This window comes from Rugamonas rubra, assembly GCF_900114705.1.
Classification (GTDB): Bacteria; Pseudomonadota; Gammaproteobacteria; order Burkholderiales; family Burkholderiaceae_D; genus Rugamonas; species Rugamonas rubra.
In genome coordinates this window covers 1-17312 of the sequence record NZ_FOTW01000015.1, presented here as the reverse complement: position 1 = coordinate 17312, position 17312 = coordinate 1, and the positions used below count along the sequence as shown (strand labels likewise).

Here is a 17312-nt window from a genome sequence, read left to right as displayed (position 1 = left end):
GCGCGACGACGCTAACGCGCCGGCGCCTTCAATTACAAGCTGACGGTGTCGGCGACGTCGCTGAATTCCTTGATCTTGTCGAAATTCATGTAGCGGTAGACGTCGGCGGCGTTCTTGTCCAGCGTGCCGATGTTGGCCATGTACTCTTCCTTGGTCGGAATACGACCCAGCATCGCGCAGACCGAGGCCAACTCGGCCGAGCCGAGGTAGACCTGGGTGTCCAGACCCAGACGGTTGGGGAAGTTGCGGGTCGAGGTCGACATCGCGGTCGAACCCTTGCGCACCTGCGCCTGGTTGCCCATGCACAGCGAGCAGCCCGGCAGCTCCATGCGCGCGCCGGTGCGGCCCAGCGTGCCGTAGTGGCCTTCGGCCATCAACTGCTGCTGGTCCATCTTGGTCGGCGGCGCGATCCACAGGCGGACCGGAATGTCGGTCTTGCCTTCGAGCAGTGTCGAGGCGGCGCGGAAGTGGCCGATGTTGGTCATGCACGAACCGACGAAGACTTCGTCGATTTTCGCGCCGGCCACTTCGGACAGCATCTTGACGTCGTCCGGATCGTTCGGGCAGGCGACGATAGGCTCGTGGATGTCGGCCAGGTCGATTTCGATGACGGTGGCGTACTCCGCGTCGGCATCCGGCGCCAGCAGCTTAGGATCGGCCAGCCAGGCTTCCATCGCGGCGATGCGGCGCGCCAGGGTGCGTTTGTCTTCGTAGCCGTTGGCGATCATCCACTTCATCAGCGTGATGTTCGAGGTCATGTATTCGATGATCGGCGCCTTGTCCAGGTGCACCGTGCAACCGGCGGCGGAGCGCTCGGCCGAGGCGTCGGACAGCTCGAAGGCTTGTTCGACCTTCAGGTTCGGCAGGCCTTCGATTTCCAGGATGCGGCCGGAGAACACGTTCTTCTTGCCCTGTTTCTCGACCGTCAGCAGACCCTGGCGGATGGCGTACAGCGGAATCGCGTTGACCAGGTCGCGCAGCGTGACGCCCGGCTGCATGGTGCCCTTGAAGCGCACCAGGATCGATTCCGGCATGTCCAGCGGCATCACGCCGGTGGCGGCGGCGAAGGCGACCAGGCCGGAACCGGCCGGGAACGAGATGCCGATCGGGAAGCGGGTGTGCGAGTCGCCGCCGGTGCCGACGGTGTCGGGCAGCAGCAGACGGTTCAGCCAGGAGTGGATCACGCCGTCGCCCGGACGCAGCGAGACGCCGCCACGGGTCGAGATGAAGCGCGGCAGGGTCTGGTGGGTGATGACGTCGACCTTCTTCGGATAGGCGGCGGTGTGGCAGAACGACTGCATCACCATGTCGGCCGAGAAGCCCAGGCAAGCCAGATCCTTCAGCTCGTCGCGGGTCATCGGGCCGGTGGTGTCCTGCGAGCCGACGGTGGTCATCTTCGGTTCGCAGTAGGTGCCCGGACGCACGCCCTGGCCTTCAGGCAGACCGCAGGCGCGGCCGACCATCTTCTGCGCCAGGGTGAAGCCCTTGGTCGAGGCGGCGACGTTGGTCGGCAGGCGGAACAGGGTCGATGGCGGCAGACCCAGCGCTTCGCGCGCCTTGCTGGTCAGGCCACGGCCGATGATCAGCGGAATCCGGCCGCCGGCGCGCACTTCGTCGAAGATCACGTCGGACTTGACGGTGAATTCGGAAATGACCACGCCATCCTTCAGCGCCTTGCCTTCGTATGGACGCAGTTCGATCACGTCGCCCATGTTCATCTGGTTCACGTCGAGTTCGATCGGCAGCGCGCCGGCGTCCTCCATCGTGTTGTAGAAGATCGGCGCGATCTTGTTGCCCAGGCAGAAGCCGCCGAAACGCTTGTTCGGGATGAAAGGAATGTCCTCGCCGGTGAACCACAACACGGAGTTGGTGGCCGACTTGCGCGAGGAACCGGTGCCGACCACGTCGCCGACGTAGGCGATCAGGTGGCCCTTGGCGCGCAGCGCTTCCAGTTGTTTGATCGGACCGACCTTGCCCGGCTCGTCAGCTTCGATGCCTGGACGCGGGTTTTTCAGCATCGCCAGGGCGTGCAGCGGGATGTCCGGACGGGTGGTGGCGTCGGGTGCCGGCGACAGATCGTCGGTGTTGGTTTCGCCGGTGACCTTGAACACGGTCAGGGTCTGGCTTTGCGGTACTTCCGGACGCGAGGTGAACCACTCTGCGTCGGCCCACGATTGCAACACGCCCTTGGCGTTGGCGTTGCCCTTGTCGGCCAGTTCCTTGACGTCGTGGAAGAAGTCGAACACCAGCAGGGTCTTCTTCAAGCCTTCGGCGGCGACGGCGCCGACTTCGGCGTCGGCCAGCAGGTCGATCATCGGCTTGACGTTGAAGCCGCCCAGCATGGTGCCCAACAGGTGGGTGGCGCTGGCGCGCGAGACCAGCGCGCAGGCGATCTTGCCCTTGGCGACCAGGTCCAGGAACTCGGCCTTGACCTTGGCGGCGTCGTCGACACCGGCGGAAACGCGGTAGGTCAACAGATCGACCAGGAACGCGCCCTCGCCTTCAGGCGGGTTCTTCAGCAGGGCGACCAGCTGTTCGGTTTGTTGGGCGGACAAAGGCAGCGCGGGGATACCGAGGGCTGCGCGTTCGGCGACGTGTTGGCGATATTCTTGGAGCATGGCTACTCTCACATGTAGGTGGTTTAAGGTTCGGCCCGCATTCGTGCCGGGGTGCCTGTCTACGGCACCCCTACCCTCCTGATCCTGTCGTTTTTTCAACAAACTAATTAACGACACCGCCAGAGGTCAATGCGACAGTACGGATAATACCACCGATCGGCTCAAGTCTTCTATATGACATAAGAGTAATCTGTGGAAATAACCGCTGACGGCCTGGCGCGTAAGGCTGGCGTCAGTATCGGCCGCTAGCATGAAGCAACCCCACCGAGGAGTAAGCGATGCCCCCCATTCGCACGTACTTTGCCCTGGCCGCCCTTGCCGCCAGCGGCGCGGCGTTCTCCGAGGTCGATTGCACGGACCCGGTTTCCGACTGGAAACCGCGCGAACTCTTGCAGCGCGAAGCCGAACAGCGCGGCTGGACGGTCCAGCGCATCAAGATCGACGACGGCTGCTACGAGCTGCGCGGGATCGACCGCAACGGCAACAAGATCAAAGCCAAGTACGCGCCGGCCTCGCTGCGCATGCGCAGCCTGGCGGTGGACTTCGGCGAGACCGGCGACGCGTCGGACTATCTCGGCCCGCTGCCGGCGGGGCCGCTGCGCCGCCGCACGGGGCCAACATCCAGAGGAGAAATTCAATGAAACACATGACGGCCTACGCCTGCCTGGCGGGTGCCCTGGCGCTGCCCGGCCTGGTCCAGGCGCGCCCGGTGGTGCTCACCACCCAGCTGAAAAACTACGCCGGCAACGGCGCCTACCTGGCGTTCTATGTCACCGACGCGGCCGGCAAATACACAAAGACACTCTGGGTCGCCGGCAAGAAGGCGAAGTATTACAAACACCTGAGCGACTGGGCGCGCGGCAGCGGACTCAATGCCCGCGAGTTCGACGGGATCAGCGGCGCCAGCGTGGGCAGCGGCAAGACGCTCAAGGTGACGGTCGAGCTGGCCGACACCCTGATCGACGCCGGCTATGAAATCCGCGTCGACAGCGCGGTCGAGGACGGCCGCGACAATCCCGCCGATGCCCGCGCGCCGCTGGGCAAACAGGGCGCCGGCAAGCCGGTCGGCGGGCGCGGCTACGTCAAGTCCTTCACCTACGACATGTAAGCGCCGCCAGCATGTTGCGACGGCTCCATTCGCTCCCCGGCCTGGTCAGCGCCCTGCTGGTCGCGCTGGTGGGCTTGACCGGCGCCGTCTTGTCCGTCGACCCCGCGCTCGAGCGGCTCGGCACCAGCCTGCCGGCCGGCCTCAGCGTCGCCGAACTGGCCGGCCGCGTGGCGCGCCACTACCCGGGGGCCGAACAGATCCAGCGCACGCCGTCCGGCGCGATCATCGTCTACTACAGCTCGGGTGAGGTGTCGGGCGCCGCGCGGGTCGATCCGGCTAGCGGCGCGGGGCTGGCGCCGTACGCGCCGTCGGCCTTCTCGCGCTGGGTCAAGGAGCTGCACCGCTCCCTGTTCCTCGACACGGCCGGCAGCGCCGCCACCGGCCTGACGGCGCTGACGATGCTGCTGCTGTCCGCCTCCGGCATCGCCTTGCTGCTCAAACGGGTTGGTGGCTGGCGCCGCCTGGCGCGCCCGCTGCACGGCAGCCGCAGCCAGCGCTGGCACGCCGCGGTCGCCCGCCTCGCCGCCGCCGGGCTGCTGTTGTCGGCCTTGACCGGCAGCTATATGTCGGCGGCGACCTTCGCCCTCGTTCCCGACGGCACGCGCGACGAGCCCGACTTCCCCGCCACCACCTCCGGCGGCGCGCCGCTGCCGGCCGCCCGCCTGCCGGCGCTGCTGGCCACCGAGCTGGCCGACCTGCGCGAACTGGTGTTCCCGCTGCCCGGCGACCGTTCCGCCGTCTACACCTTGCGCACCGCGCGCGGCGACGCCTATGTCGACCAGTCCAGCGGCGCCCTGCTGGCCTATCGCGCCCACAGCGGCGCGCGCGAAGTCTATGAACTCGTCTATCAACTCCACACCGGCGAAGGCATGTGGTGGCTCGGCCTCCTGCTCGGCCTGAGCGCGCTCGGCGCGCCCTGGCTGGCGGCGACCGGCGCGACGGTCTGGTGGCAGCGGCGGCGCGCCAAGCCACGCATCGCCGGCAACGCCCCGCTGCGCGCGGCCGACACGGTGATCCTGGTCGGCAGCGAAAACAACAGCACCTGGGGCTTCGCGCGGGCGCTGCACGACGCCCTGACGACGGCCGGGCGGCGGGTGCACACGGCGCCGATGAACCAGTTCTCGTCGCGGCACGGCGCGGCGCGCCACCTGTTCCTGTTGACGGCGACCTATGGCGACGGCGACGCGCCCGCCTCGGCCAGCCAATTCCTCGCCCGTCTCGCCGCCGCCGCCCCCAACCCGGCCGCCAGCTTCGCCGTGCTCGGCTTCGGCGACCGCCAGTTCCCCCAGTTCTGCCAGTTCGCCCTGGATGTCGACGCGGCGCTGGCTGCGCGCGGCTGGCGCCGGCTGTGCGCCCCGGCGACGATCGACCGCCAATCGACGCAGGAGTTCGCCCGCTGGGGCACAGCCGTCGGCGCCCTGCTCGGCCACCCGCTGGTGCTCGAACACGCGCCGGCCCATCCCGCCACCACCGCCCTGCAACTGCGCGAACGCGTCGACTACGGCCGCGAGCAGCAGGAACCCACCGTGGTGCTGCGTTTTGTCGCCGCGCCGGCGCCGGCGCCGGGATGGCTGGACGGCCTGCTGGCGCGGCGGCGCCTGCCCCGCTTCGAAGCCGGCGACCTGGCCGGCATCATCGCGCCCGGCAGTCCGATGCCGCGTTTCTATTCTCTGGCGAGCGGCTCCAACGACGGCGTGCTGGAAATTTGCGTGCGCAAGCAGCCGGCGGGCCTGTGTTCGAGCTACCTGCACGGACTGCGGCCGGGCGACCGCGTCGAGGCCTTCATCCAGCCCAATCCCCGCTTCCGCCCGACCTCCGGCAAGGCGCCGGTCATCCTGATCGGCGCCGGCACGGGGATCGGACCGCTCGCCGGCTTCATCCGCAACAACAGCGGCAAACATCCGATGTACCTGTACTGGGGCGGCCGCGATCCGGACTCCGACTTCCTGTACGAACCGGAACTGCGCGACTATCTGGCCGACCGCCGGCTGACCCAGCTGCACACCGCCTTCTCGCGGATAAAGGACGGCGTCCACGTGCAGAACCGCTTGAGCGAGGATGCCGACAACATGCGCCGGTTGATCGAAGACGACGGCCAGGTGCTGGTGTGCGGCAGCCGCGCGATGGCCGACAGCGTCAGACAAGCCCTGGACCAGATTCTCGCCCCGCTCAACTTGACCGTGCAGGCGCTGCGCGACGACGGAAGGTATCGTGAAGACGTATTCTGAGCCACCATCGCCCCCCATGCGGCGCTACAGCCTGAACGGCGAGACCATGGGGACGCGCTACAGCGCCGTGTTCTACGCGCCCGGTCAAGTGGATCTGGCGGCCATCGACGCCAGCCTGTTCGCCGCCGTGGACAAGGTCGACCGGCAAATGTCGACCTGGAACCCCGCCTCCGACCTGTGCCGCCTCAACGCGGCCCCCGAAGATGTCTGGCTGGCGGTGCCGCCGGAGCTGGCGCATGTGTTGGATGCCGGACTGCGCGTCGGCCGCCAATCGAATGGCGCCTTCGACATGGGGCTTGGCCAACTGGTGGACGACTGGGGCTTCGGCCCGGCGCAACGCACACCGTCGCCGCAACTGGCGACATTGCGGCAAGGCGCGGCCGGCCCGGCCGACGACGCGCTGGAAGTGGACATGGCGCGTCTTCAGGTGCGCAAGCGGGCCCCGCTCGCGCTCGACCTGTCGGCCATCGCCAAGGGCTACGGCGTCGACCAGCTGGCGCACTGCCTCGATGGCCACGGCATCGCCAGCTACCTGGTCGGCATCGACGGCGAAATGCGGGCGCGGGCGGCCAAGCCCGGCGGCGATGCATGGGCGGTGGCGATCGAGAAGCCGGTTTTCGGCAGCCGCGAGGTGGCCGGCGTGATGGAGCTGCACGACACGGCGATCGCCACCTCCGGCGACTATCGCCGCTGGGTCGACGTTGCCGGCGTGCGCTATTCGCACACCATGCATCCGGCCCTACGCCGGCCGTTGTCGAACCAACTTGCCGCCGTTACCGTGCTGGCGCCCACCTGCATGCAGGCCGACGCCTGGGCCACCGCGTTGATGGTGCTGGGCCCCATCGACGGTGTCGCACTGGCCAGGAAGAAGGGCATGGACGCGCTGTTCGTGCTGCGCGACGGCGCCGGGTTCCAAGAGATATTGATCGGCGGGGACGCGCTGCGGCCCTGAGTGTCCCCCCCCCCCCCCCCGCTCCCCGGCCGGTCGGAAACGAGGCCGGCCGCGCCGCAAAAACCTGCCCGGCCCGGCCTCAGGTCTCGATGATGACCTTCAGCGCGCCCGTGTCGACGATGGCGTGGCCGGTGCCGGAGCTGCGCACCACCACATGCCGACACGCCGAGCATGGCGGGCTTGCGGCACGTGTTCTGAACAGTCCCGGTCCCGCCACGGTGTCCGATGAACTTGCTTGGGCGTGGCCGGACAGCTGTGGCTGCGCCGCGACAAAATATCCTTCCTTGGCCATTTTCTGTTGTCCTGGCGAGCCAAGCCGCGGCCAAGCGGACACAACAACTAGTCGCTTTGCTAACATGAACTGTTTGCCAACCACACGTTGTGCGGCCAGGTTCCTGTGCGTCATAGCGTGAGTGAAGAAATCACCTACAACTGCCACCTAGAAAATCGATGATCGGAGACATGCTATGCACACTCGCTTTCGGAATTCTTTGCACAAGTTACTGCCCGCGCTCGCACTGCTCGCCCTGGGGGCGCAGGCGGCGGCCAGCACCCTGAACCAAAACGTCTCGTGGACCATCGACCGGCCCGGCACCAGCAGCAAATACCGCGTGGTGGCCTACGGCGATTCGATCTATGCCGGCTACAACGGCTCCGTCACCAGCGCGGCCAAATACTCGGCGCCGACGGTCGACGCGGAATACCTCTCGGCGCAGTGGAACGCCGGCATCGAAAGCGTGCGCCGCACCAAGTCCGGGGCGATCGCCTCCGACGTGTACAACAACAAGATCGTCGCCGAGCGCTCGTACATGCAAGCCAGCAACACGCGCGTGGTCACCTTCGAAATGTGCGGCAACGACGGCCTGCAAGCCCGCACCGCCTTCAAGAGCCAGGAAGGCAGCTGCGACTACAGCGTGCTGACCGCAGCCGAGGCCAGCTGCAAGACCTATGTGACGGCGGCGATGGACTACATCAACGCCAACGCCTATGCCGGCGTGAAGACCAAGGTGATCTCCAATCTGCACTACCCGGGCTATACCGCCGACAATACGCAGAGCTCGTGCAAGGACCCGTCGAGCGGCGCCACCGTCAAGATGCAAGACAGGTTCCTGCTCTCCATCGCCAGAATCAACCACATGATGTGCGACGTCGCCCGTCAAAAAGGCTTCATGTGCGCGGACAACTTCGCCCAATACATGGGCGCCGACTACGACGCCAACGGCGACGGCAAGATCGACGCCGAGGCGCTGCGCTATGTCGCCGGCGAAAGCCAGTCCAGCTATGTGAACCGGGTCAGCTCGACGCTGCGCTCGACCATCCGCGACGCCAACACCCATTTCGTCTCGGCCAGCAGCAGCTACGACTACATCCAGTCCGACGACACCCACCCGAGCTACACCGGCAGCACCGTCACCGCCGGCCTGTGGGGCGGCAGCAGCGGCAACGGCGCGGCGCGCTACAGCTCTTTCGCCAACGGCAAGAACCCGATCTGGGACCAGTACGGCCACGAGCGCATGGGCTGGGCGGTGTCGATCTTCAACGCGGCGGCGCCCTGACGGCCGCAGCCCGCCCGCCCCTTGGCTAAGCCACCACCCACCAAGCAGCCGCCGGAGCGTAGCGATACGGCCGGCGGCGGTCGCGCTTGGCGCTCCAACCCCGCCTATCTGGCCCTCGCGCTGCTGCTCGCCGTTGCCGCTGCCGGCTTGCTGATCTTCCTAACCATGTCATCCGACCCCGACTCCGACTCCGACTCCGACTCCGGCGCCGCCGCGCCGGCCGCGCCCGGCACAGCGGCAGCGGCCACGGCGGCGCCGCCGCCCGCCCCGCTTGCGCCGCACGCCGCCGCCGCGCCGCCGCCCGCGCCGGAAGGCGACGCCGACCCGACGCGCGACCTGAAAAGCTATCTGTCCCGTGGCGAGAACCCCAGCATGGCCGAGGTGATCGAGCGCCTGCACGAGCGCGGCGTGCATAGCGGCCTGGGGGCGTTTTCGCCGCCGGGCACGCGGCCGCCGCTGATCGGCCTGGCGGTGCCCGAGGACTTCGTCCTGCCGAAGGGCTACGTGCGCCACCACCAGGCGACCGACGACGGCCAACGCATCGAGGCCATCCTGATGTTCGCCCCCGACTTCCAACTGGTCGGCGCCGACCAGCAAGCGATCGCCATGCCGGCCGACCGCGTCGTGCCGCCGGAGTTGGCCCCGCCCGGACTGCCGATCCGGCGCATCACCCTGCCCGCGCCGGTGCCGACGGCCAACGCGGGCCGTTGACAAGGACGAGGCAGCCACCTTGAAGCAAGCCATCCATCCCACAGCCGGCATCGCCGTCGGCGTTCTGGCCAGCGCGGCCATGTCGGCCCTGTACGCCCGTGGCGGACTCGGCTACCTGCTCGGCTTCGTGCTGCTGGTGCCCTGGTTGCGCGCGCTGGACGCCCGCCGCACGCTGGCCGGCACGCTGGCCTGCGCCTACGCCATGTCGCTCGCCTTCACGGCGGCCGTCTTCGCCTGGCTCGGCAGCGCGCTCGGGCGCTACACCCAGGTCGGCGAAGCGGCCGGCCTGGCCGTGCTGCTGCTCGCCGCGCCGCTGTTCCAGCCGCAGTTCCTCGCCTTCGCGCTGGCGCGCCATCTGGCCGGGCGCCGCCACGGCCCGCTGCTGCGCGCGCTGGCGGCGGCGGCGGCCTGGCTGGCGGCCGAATGGCTGCTGCCCCGGCTGCTCGGCGACACGCTCGGCCACGGCCTGTACCCCTCCCGGCTGCTGCGCCAGGGCGCCGACGTGGGCGCCGGCGCCGGCCTGACGCTGCTGCTGTTGCTGGCCAACGAGGCCGTCGCGGCGGCCCTGGCGCGGCGCGGCGACGGCTGGCGCGCCGTCGCCAAGCCGCTCGCGCTGGCCGCGCTGCCGCCCCTGCTGCTGGCGGGCTACGGGCTGGCCGCGCTGTCAGGTGGCGGCGGCGCCGGCGCCGCGTCCGGCGGCAAGCCGCTGCGCATGGGGCTCATCCAAGCCAACATGGTCGACTACGAGGGCCAGCGGCGCCTGCGCGGCGGCTACGCCGTCGTGCGCGAGGTGCTCGACCGCCATTTCGCGATGAGCTACGACGCCGTGGTGCGGCAGCACGCCGACGCCGTGCTGTGGTCGGAGACCGCCTACCCCACCACCTTCGGCCAGCCGAAGAGCGAGGCCGGCGCCGAATTCGATCGCGAGATCCTCGCCAACGTCACCGCCGCCGGCGTGCCCTTCGTCTTCGGCACCTACGACCGCGACGGCGCCGGCGAATACAACGCCGCCGCCTTCGTGCAGCCCGCCAGCGGCCTGCTGGGTTTCTACCGCAAGACGCGGCTGTTCCCCTTCACCGAGTACCTGCCGGCCTGGCTCGACCGGCCGGCGTTGCGCCGCCTGCTGCCGTGGACCGGCGCCTGGCGCCCCGGCAACGGCGCGCGCGTCTTCCCCCTGCGCCTGGCCGACGGCCGCGAGATCCCGGTGCTGCCCATGATCTGCCTCGACGATGTCGACGCCGGCCTGGCCATCGACGGCGCCCGCCTGGGCGCGCAAGCCATCCTGACCATGTCCAACGACTCCTGGTTCAGCCTCGACCGCCAGGGCGCGCGCTTGCACCAGGCGGCGGCGGCCTTCCGCAGCATCGAAACACGGCTGCCGCAGTTTCGCGTCACCACCAACGGCTACAGCGCCGTGATCGACGCCAGCGGCACTGTGCTCGCCGGCACCGGCATGGGCGAACCGGCGCTGCTGGTCGCCGACCTGGAGCTGCGCCGGCCCGCGCCGACGCTGGTGGTGCGCTGGGGCGACTGGGTCGGACCGGCCGCCGCCGCCTTCCTGCTGCTGCTGGCGGCGGCGGCCCTCGCCGCGCGGCGGCCGCAAGCCGGCCATGCGCCGGCGGCGAGCCAGCCCGCCATGGTGTTTCCCGTCAAGGTCGCGCTGCTGCCCCCCGCCGCGCGGCTCGCCGCCGGCCTGTTGCGCGCCGTGGCGCGCGTCGGCCTGCTCGGCATGTGCCTGGCGCTGCTGCGCGACGATACGCTGCGCAGCAACACGCTGGCGCAGATCCGCCTGTTCGCCGGCCTCTTCCTTGCCCCCGAGGCCGCCGCGTGGTGCGTGCTGCTCGCCTTCGCCGCGCGCGCCACGATAAGCGACGGCAAGCTGGTGCTGAGCCGTGGCGCCCAGCGCATCGAGCTGGCCTTGGGCGACATCGGCGCGCTCGACATGTGGCGCCTGCCGGTTCCCGGCCCCGGCCTGGCCCTGCGGCTGGCGTCGGGCCGGCGCTGGCGCTACGGACTGGCGCTGGCCAGGCCCATCGCCCTGGCCGACGCCATGGCCGGCGCCGGCGGCCCGCCGCTGGCGCCGCGCGGCGGCGCCATGCTGTACGCGTATGCGCAGGCGCGCCAGGCGCTGCGCCGCTGGAAGCTCGACCATCCGCTCAGCAAATTCGTCCTGTTCCCGCTCGCGCTCGCCATTCCGGCCTTCCACCTGCACCAGCATATCGCCTATGGCAGCGCGTTCGGCGAATACTACAGCTACGGCCTGAAGGCCTATCTCGGCGCCTTCGTGCTGTGGTGGGCGGCCTGGTCCATCGGCGTTGTGCTCAGCGCGGCGCTGCTGCGCGCGGCGATCGAAGCGGCAACGTTGCTGGTGGCGCTGCTGCGGCCCAAGCGCACCGTCGACATCCGCCGCTGGCTGGAACGGGTCGGCCGCGCCGCGCTGTACCTTGGCCTGCCGACGTGGTTGCTGCTCAACCTCTACGGCAAGTAGGCGCCGCGATGCGCCCGGCGGCCGCGCCGCCCGGACAGTGCGGCGGCGCGGCGCGCTGCTCGGCGCCGACTACTTGAAGCTGTAGTTCAGGCTGGCATACACATAGCGGCCACGCGGATCGCCCCAGTTGTCGTTGTAGCCGAGCGAGGACGCGGGATCGAAGGCCGGATCGCGGTTGAACACATTGTTGGCGCCGCCGCGCACCACCATGTTCTTGAAACCGGCATAGGCCAGCGAGGCGTCCATGGTGGCGATGGCGGGAATCCGCGCCCCCTTCGCATAGAAGTCGTACCACTGGTTGTGCACGGTCGACGGTGCGCGGTCGACCCTGGTGCCGGCGACGTATTTGACGATGCCGGTGCCGCTCCACGGCCCCCGGTCCCAGTTCACCCCGACGTTGGCCAGCAGGCGCGGCTTGCCGTACTCGCCGGCGTCGCACGAGGTGTTGTTGGCGCAGTTGATGTAGACGTTGTCGGCCAACAGCACCGTGTCGTAGCGCAGCGTGTAATTGGCTTCGCCAAACACCTTGATGCGGCCCAGCGTGTTGCTGCGGAAGGTGTAGGACGCGTCCAGGTCGACGCCGGAGGTGTGCGTTTGGAAGCGGTTCACCCAGCCGGTCTTGATGTTGGCCAGTTCGCCGCGCAAGGGCCCGAGGCGAGCCCGGTCGGCCGCCGACAGAGCCGCGTAGGCCGCGATATCGTCGGGCGTGACGGCGTCGCGCACCACGTGCGCTTGATAGGCGCCGTCCTCGTTGTCGAGCACCGTCGTGTTGTCGAGCACATCGATCTTGTTCTTCCACTTGATGTCGTAGTAGCTCAGGCCGAAGGTCAGGTCCTTGAGCGGCTCGATGACGAAACCGAGGTTGTACTGGGTCGATTTCTCCGGCTGCAGATGCTTGGTGCCGACGTTGGACGCCTTGACGTAACGGGTGCAGTAAGAATCGAAATACACGTCGCCCTCGACGCAGCGGTGCGGGTCCTTGGTCGGCAGGAAGGAGTCGCGGCCTTCGCTGAAGCGCTGCGGCAGCGACGGCGCGACCATGCCGGTGCTGTAGTTCGCGCGCAGCATGAGCGCCTTGCTCGGCGCCCACTTCAGGCCGAGCTTGGGATTGGTGGTGCCGCCGGCCAGCTCGTATTTATCGTGGCGCAAGGCGGCCTGGGCCTCCAGCGTCTTCAGCAAGGGCAAATTCAACTCCGCGTACACGGCCGACAGTCTTTCCGAGCCGGAGATCGGCGGCAGCACGGCGTACTGCCCCAGCAAGCCCTGCTGCCAATCCTGCGAGGGCGTGTAGGCCAGCGAATTCCTGCGCAGCTCGGAGCCGAGCGAGACGCCGATCTTGCCGCCAGGGAGCTCGCCGAACTCCGTCGAGGCCTGCGCTTTGACGGAATCGGATTTGCTGCGGGTCTTCACATACATCTCGCCCGACAACTCCCGGATCAAGGCGTCCGAATTGCGGTTGACGCCGAAGGGATTGAAACGGCCCTCGTCGACCGCCTTGTTCAACTCCTCCAACTTGTAGGCGCCCAGGGTGTCGCTGCGGCCCGACTCCTCGCCGTGCGACAGCGTCGCCGACCAGTCCCAGCCGCCCAGCTCGCCCTTCAGGCCGGTGAGCAGCCAGAGGTTGTCGACCTTGGTCTTGATGCCGCCCTCGTAGACCGGAAAATCGCGCCGCACCGTCACCGGCTTGCCGTAGGTGTTGAAGGGGTTCGAGGCCGGGATGACCAGGTTGTTGCGCGCGCGGTTCTGCAGCCAGGACGACTGGCCGACGATGCGCTTGTCGAAACTGGTAAAGAAGGCGTTGGCGAACAAGGTCAGCTCCGGCGCGATGTCCCAGTTCAGCGCGGCCGTCGCGCCCAGGCGGCGCGAGGGTTTCACCAGGTCGGTGAATTCCGCCGTCGCCGACAGGCAGCCGTTGCGGGTCGGCGAAGGGAACCATTCGGCCCCGCTCGGATAGGGCAGCTTGGAGCCGGCCAAGCATTCCGGGTCGGCGAAGCGGTTGCCGCCGATCGACAGCGTGCCGGCGTCGGTGCCGTGGGCGCCGTAGACGTTGGCGTACTGCAGGCCGCCGCGCGCGCCGAAGTCGATATGGTTGGCCCAGTCGCGCTCGGTGCCCTTGATGCGCTTGGTGTCCTCATACATCGCGGCGTAGGTCAGATTGAATTTCTGCGTGGCGCGGTCGCCGAAGCCGCCCGCCACCGACAGCTTGCGCACGTCGCCGCCGCCCAGCGTGGTGGCGCCGTAGCTGGCGTTCAGGTCGACGCCCTGGTAGTTCTGCCGCATGATGAAGTTGATCACGCCGCCCACCGCGTCGGTGCCGTAGATCGCCGAGGCGCCGTCCTTGAGCACCTCGATGCGCTCGATCGCCGCCAGCGGCAGCATGTTCAAGTCCACCGAGGTGAAGCCGTTGGAGTCGTCCGAGCCGGACACCGGCAGGCGATTGCCGTTCAACAGGATCAGGGTCGGCATGCCGCGCAGGGTGGCCGTGCTGGCACCGTTGCGGAAGTCGTTGCCGCCGCCGAAATCGCGGCCGTTGCCGCCCACCGAAGGCAGGTTGCGCAACACATCGAGCACCGAGGTGGCGCCGGAGCGCTGGATGTCCTCCTTGCTGATCAAGGTCATCGGCGAGACGCCCTCCTGGGCGATCCGCTTGATGTTGCTGCCGGTGATTTCCACCCGCTCCATCCTGGCCGCCGGCTTGGCCGCCTCCAACTGCTCCTGCGCCTGCACCGGCGCCACGGCCTGGGCCGCCAACAGGGACAGCGCCAACTTCACCCAGCGCAGGCAAATTTTTTCCTGAAACATAATGCTTATCTCCAAGTAAGGACGTCCCCCATCGACAGTGCGGGATCGCTACAATGAAACTGCCGGTGTGCTCCGGCCCTGCTAGCGGCAGGGGTATCGGAGCGTCAGGAAGCTTACTTGGCTGGATTGAGGATGTCTTGGCGCTTTCAGCGGCTGAAATGAACGAAATCGGCACAGTCACGAGCGGGCGTGGCTAGCCCGCCGATCAAGCGGCTGCGGCGTTCCGTTGAAGGCACTCTGCCGCGCAAACTCCTCGCCACAAAGAGAATCCCCCTGCGGCAAGGCCGGGGAGTCCGTTCGCGCTTGTTGCAAGTCTTACCAGCGCGACGCTTCCGCCCCGGACTATAATGGCCGACATGCCTTGCACCGGGCCGCGCGGCTGCGCCCTGCCCGATACAAGTTACAACGTTTAAGGAAAGTGAATGGCCATGATTCAAGGAAAAAAACCGGATGCCGCACGGCTCGACAAGATCGTCGCCGACGCCCGCCGCGCGGCGGACACGCGCGAACTGGGCTACCGCGAACGCTCGCTGAAGATGTATCCCTGGATTTGCGGCCGCTGCACGCGCGAGTTCACCCGCGCCAACGTGCAACAGCTGACCGTGCACCACCGCGACCACAACCACGACAACAACCCGCCCGACGGCAGCAACTGGGAGTTGCTGTGCCTGTACTGTCACGACAACGAGCACTCGCGCTATCTGGAGGCCGACCGTGGCCACGGCCTGCTGGCCGAGAGCATGCAGCCGGCGACGCACAACCCCTTCGCCGCGCTGGCCGGGCTGATCAAGAAAAAAGACTAGGCCGCCCCGCCCGCCAGCAGCGCACGACACTGGCGCTGCTCCATCCGTCAACACACTGTTGCGGAATGGAACGATTTTGCCGCGCGCGCACCGCCACCCGGTCCGCGCCGCCGGGCGCCGCCAGTGGCGGCCCCTCCCCCACACGGGCGCGCCTTGCCGCCCGCGCGCCGGCCGCCGCGCCGCCCCGCCCCGCCCCCTGCGCTCTTTGCCATGCCGACAAAAGGATGGCCCGCATTTTGCTACTTAACCACTAGCACCTGCCTCCGCACGCGCATCGCCACGCGCGCGCACGGCGCCAGGCAAGCGGCTCCCACTCCTAGACCTGGAAACAAACATGAAACGAAATCGCCTCAGTGCATGCATTCTGGCCGCCGCAGCGGCCTTGTCCGTCGTGCCCGCCGCCCACGCGGCCGACGCCCCGGCGGCCAGCCAGCTCGGCAGCATCGAACGGGCCCAAGCCAAGCGCGCCAGCGCCCTGCTCGAGCGCGCCGTCGCCTACCTGCAAAAGAACGGCCCGGAACAGGCCTTCGCCAAATTCAACGAGGCCGGCGGACCGTTCGTCCAGGGGCCGTATTACGTCTTCGTGGTCGGGCTGGACGGCTTCATGCACGCCAACGGCGGCGCCCAGCTGGGCCTGGTCGGCAAGAACGAGATCGAGCTGCGCGACGCGGCCGGCAAGCCGCTGATCCGCGATCTGTTGGCGCAGGCCAAGGCCAGCGCCAACGGCACCGTCGAGTACCGTTGGCTGAACCGGGTCAACAACCACGTCGAAAACAAGTTCAGCCAATACCACAAGGTGGGCAAGTACATCGTCTGCGTCGGCTACTACACGCCGCGCGGCTCGGTCGAGGAGGCCCAGGAGCTGCTCGACAAGGCGGTCGCCTTCATGAAGAAGTCCGGCGACAAGGCCGCCTTCGCCGCCTTCAACAGCCCGCAGGGCGGCTTCACCCACAACGACTTGTACGTGTTCGCCATCGGCATCGACGACGGCACCTACCGCGCCTCGGGCGACTCGCCGCAGCTGGCCGGCATGGAGGTGCGCGGCCTGCGCGACGCCGCCGGCAAACCGATGATCGAGGAGATGATCAAGCTGGCCCAGCAAAAAGGCAGCGGCGTGGTCGACTTCGTCTGGCGCAACCCGGCCACCAACGCGGTGGAACAGAAGCACTCGCTGATCCAGCGCGTCGACCAGGTGTTGCTGGGCGTCGGCTACTTCAGCAAGTGACGCCGCCGGCGCTTGCCTGAGCAAGGGTGTTAATAAGCCGTTCGCCCAAAGGCGCCGGGATTGGCACCAAATAGCCTCGAAATGCTGTACCTTCGTCCCGCCGCTGCCTTTACCTTCGGTTGCCGCATACTGAGATTTTTGAGGTAACGTGCCTACACCAAGCCAAAAAATCATAGCACTGCGTGCTATCATTTAAGGAGCAAATGAGCAAAAAAAGAGTGTTCAAAACAAAGACATTCGCTCGATGGGCCAAGAAGGTCATATCGGACGACCTGCTTTGCCAAGCTGCGCGTGAGATTGAACGTGGCGAGTTTGAAGCTGACTTAGGTCAAGGTGTTTGCAAAAAGCGAATTGCCTTACCTGGTCAAGGAAAGAGTGGCTCGACCCGTTCGCTGGTGGCAAAACAGCAGAAATCAGCAATTTTCTTCCTTGCAGGTCGAGAAAAGAGTGACCCAGGAACAGATTTCTCTCCCAAGGTGCGTTTTCCACGCCAAACTGGACACCCATTCCACGCCAAACTGGACACCCATTCCACGGCAAATTGGACACCTAGTCCAGCGCAAACTGGACACGCATTCCACGGCAAACTGGACACCTGGTCCAGCGCAAACTGGACACTGATTCCGCTCCAAACTGGACAGTTTGAAGCGGCCTGAGTAGGGCCATCGGCAAGGGGATAACTGTGGCAACCTGCTGGATTTTTATCCGGAGGGTTGCTTGACCAATAAAAGGTTATCCATGCGCAAAATCCACGAAGTCCTGCGGCTGCATTTCGAGCACGGCCGCTCCAAGCGGGAAATCGCCCGCATCATCAACGTTTC

At 67.6% G+C, this 17312-nt stretch carries 13 protein-coding genes; 10 read left to right on the top strand and 3 right to left on the bottom strand.

All coding sequences use genetic code 11. The annotated features are described in order from the left end of the window. Positions 1 to 32: 32 nt before the first annotated feature. Positions 33 to 2618 (bottom strand): bifunctional aconitate hydratase 2/2-methylisocitrate dehydratase, encoded by a 2586-nt coding sequence (locus tag BM252_RS16160; RefSeq protein ID WP_093388702.1) that lies wholly within the window; start codon positions 2616 to 2618, stop codon positions 33 to 35. A gap of 278 nt (positions 2619 to 2896) precedes the next feature. Between BM252_RS16160 and BM252_RS16155 the strand changes: the two genes are divergently transcribed. From BM252_RS16155 to BM252_RS16140, 4 genes are read left to right on the top strand one after another with little or no spacing between them, the layout of a single operon-like run. Further along, positions 2897 to 3259 carry a PepSY domain-containing protein gene (locus BM252_RS16155; RefSeq protein ID WP_093388701.1) on the top strand — a complete coding sequence of 121 codons (363 nt, stop codon included), beginning with the start codon at positions 2897 to 2899 and terminating at the stop codon, positions 3257 to 3259. Further along, positions 3256 to 3726 (top strand): DUF2271 domain-containing protein, encoded by a 471-nt coding sequence (locus tag BM252_RS16150; protein WP_093388700.1) that lies wholly within the window; start codon positions 3256 to 3258, stop codon positions 3724 to 3726. The genes BM252_RS16155 and BM252_RS16150 overlap by 4 nt, the downstream gene beginning before the upstream one ends. A gap of 11 nt (positions 3727 to 3737) precedes the next feature. Continuing rightward, the gene (locus tag BM252_RS16145; RefSeq protein ID WP_093388699.1) at positions 3738 to 5954 is read left to right on the top strand and encodes a PepSY domain-containing protein; all 2217 of its coding nucleotides are present in this window, start codon (positions 3738 to 3740) and stop codon (positions 5952 to 5954) included. Continuing rightward, positions 5938 to 6906: an FAD:protein FMN transferase gene (locus tag BM252_RS16140; RefSeq protein ID WP_245774291.1), complete on the top strand. Its 969-nt coding sequence runs from the start codon at positions 5938 to 5940 to the stop codon at positions 6904 to 6906. The genes BM252_RS16145 and BM252_RS16140 overlap by 17 nt, the downstream gene beginning before the upstream one ends. 79 nt (positions 6907 to 6985) lie before the next feature. Here BM252_RS16140 and BM252_RS30200 read toward each other — a convergent pair whose 3' ends face one another. Then, entirely contained in the window at positions 6986 to 7198 is a 213-nt protein-coding gene (locus BM252_RS30200; RefSeq protein WP_139236535.1) for a hypothetical protein, read from the bottom strand. A 199-nt stretch (positions 7199 to 7397) separates the two neighbouring features. Between BM252_RS30200 and BM252_RS16135 the strand changes: the two genes are divergently transcribed. The 3 genes from BM252_RS16135 (at position 7398) to lnt (ending at position 11661) form a co-directional block, all read left to right on the top strand. After that, positions 7398 to 8462 (top strand): SGNH/GDSL hydrolase family protein, encoded by a 1065-nt coding sequence (locus BM252_RS16135; RefSeq protein WP_245774290.1) that lies wholly within the window; start codon positions 7398 to 7400, stop codon positions 8460 to 8462. 165 nt (positions 8463 to 8627) lie between these two features. Next, a complete protein-coding gene (locus BM252_RS16130; protein ID WP_245774289.1) occupies positions 8628 to 9173 on the top strand; it encodes a hypothetical protein in 546 nt (181 codons plus the stop codon). A gap of 19 nt (positions 9174 to 9192) precedes the next feature. Beyond that, positions 9193 to 11661, top strand: a complete 2469-nt coding sequence (gene lnt / locus BM252_RS16125) for an apolipoprotein N-acyltransferase (protein ID WP_245774288.1) — start codon at positions 9193 to 9195, stop codon at positions 11659 to 11661. Between the two features lie 69 nt (positions 11662 to 11730). Here lnt and BM252_RS16120 read toward each other — a convergent pair whose 3' ends face one another. Next, positions 11731 to 14463, bottom strand: a complete 2733-nt coding sequence (locus BM252_RS16120) for a TonB-dependent receptor (RefSeq protein ID WP_093388696.1) — start codon at positions 14461 to 14463, stop codon at positions 11731 to 11733. Positions 14464 to 14885: 422 nt separating this feature from the next. Between BM252_RS16120 and BM252_RS16115 the strand changes: the two genes are divergently transcribed. The 3 genes from BM252_RS16115 (at position 14886) to BM252_RS31065 (ending at position 17147) form a co-directional block, all read left to right on the top strand. Continuing rightward, positions 14886 to 15266: a YajD family HNH nuclease gene (locus BM252_RS16115; protein ID WP_313872858.1), complete on the top strand. Its 381-nt coding sequence runs from the start codon at positions 14886 to 14888 to the stop codon at positions 15264 to 15266. Positions 15267 to 15600: 334 nt separating this feature from the next. Then, the gene (locus tag BM252_RS16110) at positions 15601 to 16491 is read left to right on the top strand and encodes a cache domain-containing protein (RefSeq protein WP_093388695.1); all 891 of its coding nucleotides are present in this window, start codon (positions 15601 to 15603) and stop codon (positions 16489 to 16491) included. A 203-nt stretch (positions 16492 to 16694) separates the two neighbouring features. Next, on the top strand, positions 16695 to 17147 hold the full coding sequence (locus BM252_RS31065; protein WP_093388694.1) for a type II toxin-antitoxin system RelE/ParE family toxin: 453 nt from the start codon (positions 16695 to 16697) through the stop codon (positions 17145 to 17147). Positions 17148 to 17312: the final 165 nt, after the last annotated feature.

Excerpts from the sequence above, each read along its gene's own strand:
- BM252_RS16160 (WP_093388702.1), bottom strand. The coding sequence starts at position 2,618 with ATGCTCCAAGAATATCGCCAACACGTCGCCGAACGCGCAGCCCTCGGT.
- BM252_RS16155 (WP_093388701.1), top strand. The coding sequence starts at position 2,897 with ATGCCCCCCATTCGCACGTACTTTGCCCTGGCCGCCCTTGCCGCCAGC.
- BM252_RS16150 (WP_093388700.1), top strand. The coding sequence starts at position 3,256 with ATGAAACACATGACGGCCTACGCCTGCCTGGCGGGTGCCCTGGCGCTG.
- BM252_RS16145 (WP_093388699.1), top strand. The coding sequence starts at position 3,738 with ATGTTGCGACGGCTCCATTCGCTCCCCGGCCTGGTCAGCGCCCTGCTG.
- BM252_RS30200 (WP_139236535.1), bottom strand. The coding sequence starts at position 7,198 with ATGGCCAAGGAAGGATATTTTGTCGCGGCGCAGCCACAGCTGTCCGGC.
- BM252_RS16130 (WP_245774289.1), top strand. The coding sequence starts at position 8,628 with ATGTCATCCGACCCCGACTCCGACTCCGACTCCGACTCCGGCGCCGCC.
- BM252_RS16120 (WP_093388696.1), bottom strand. The coding sequence starts at position 14,463 with ATGTTTCAGGAAAAAATTTGCCTGCGCTGGGTGAAGTTGGCGCTGTCC.
- BM252_RS16115 (WP_313872858.1), top strand. The coding sequence starts at position 14,886 with ATGGCCATGATTCAAGGAAAAAAACCGGATGCCGCACGGCTCGACAAG.
- BM252_RS16110 (WP_093388695.1), top strand. The coding sequence starts at position 15,601 with ATGAAACGAAATCGCCTCAGTGCATGCATTCTGGCCGCCGCAGCGGCC.
- BM252_RS31065 (WP_093388694.1), top strand. The coding sequence starts at position 16,695 with ATGAGCAAAAAAAGAGTGTTCAAAACAAAGACATTCGCTCGATGGGCC.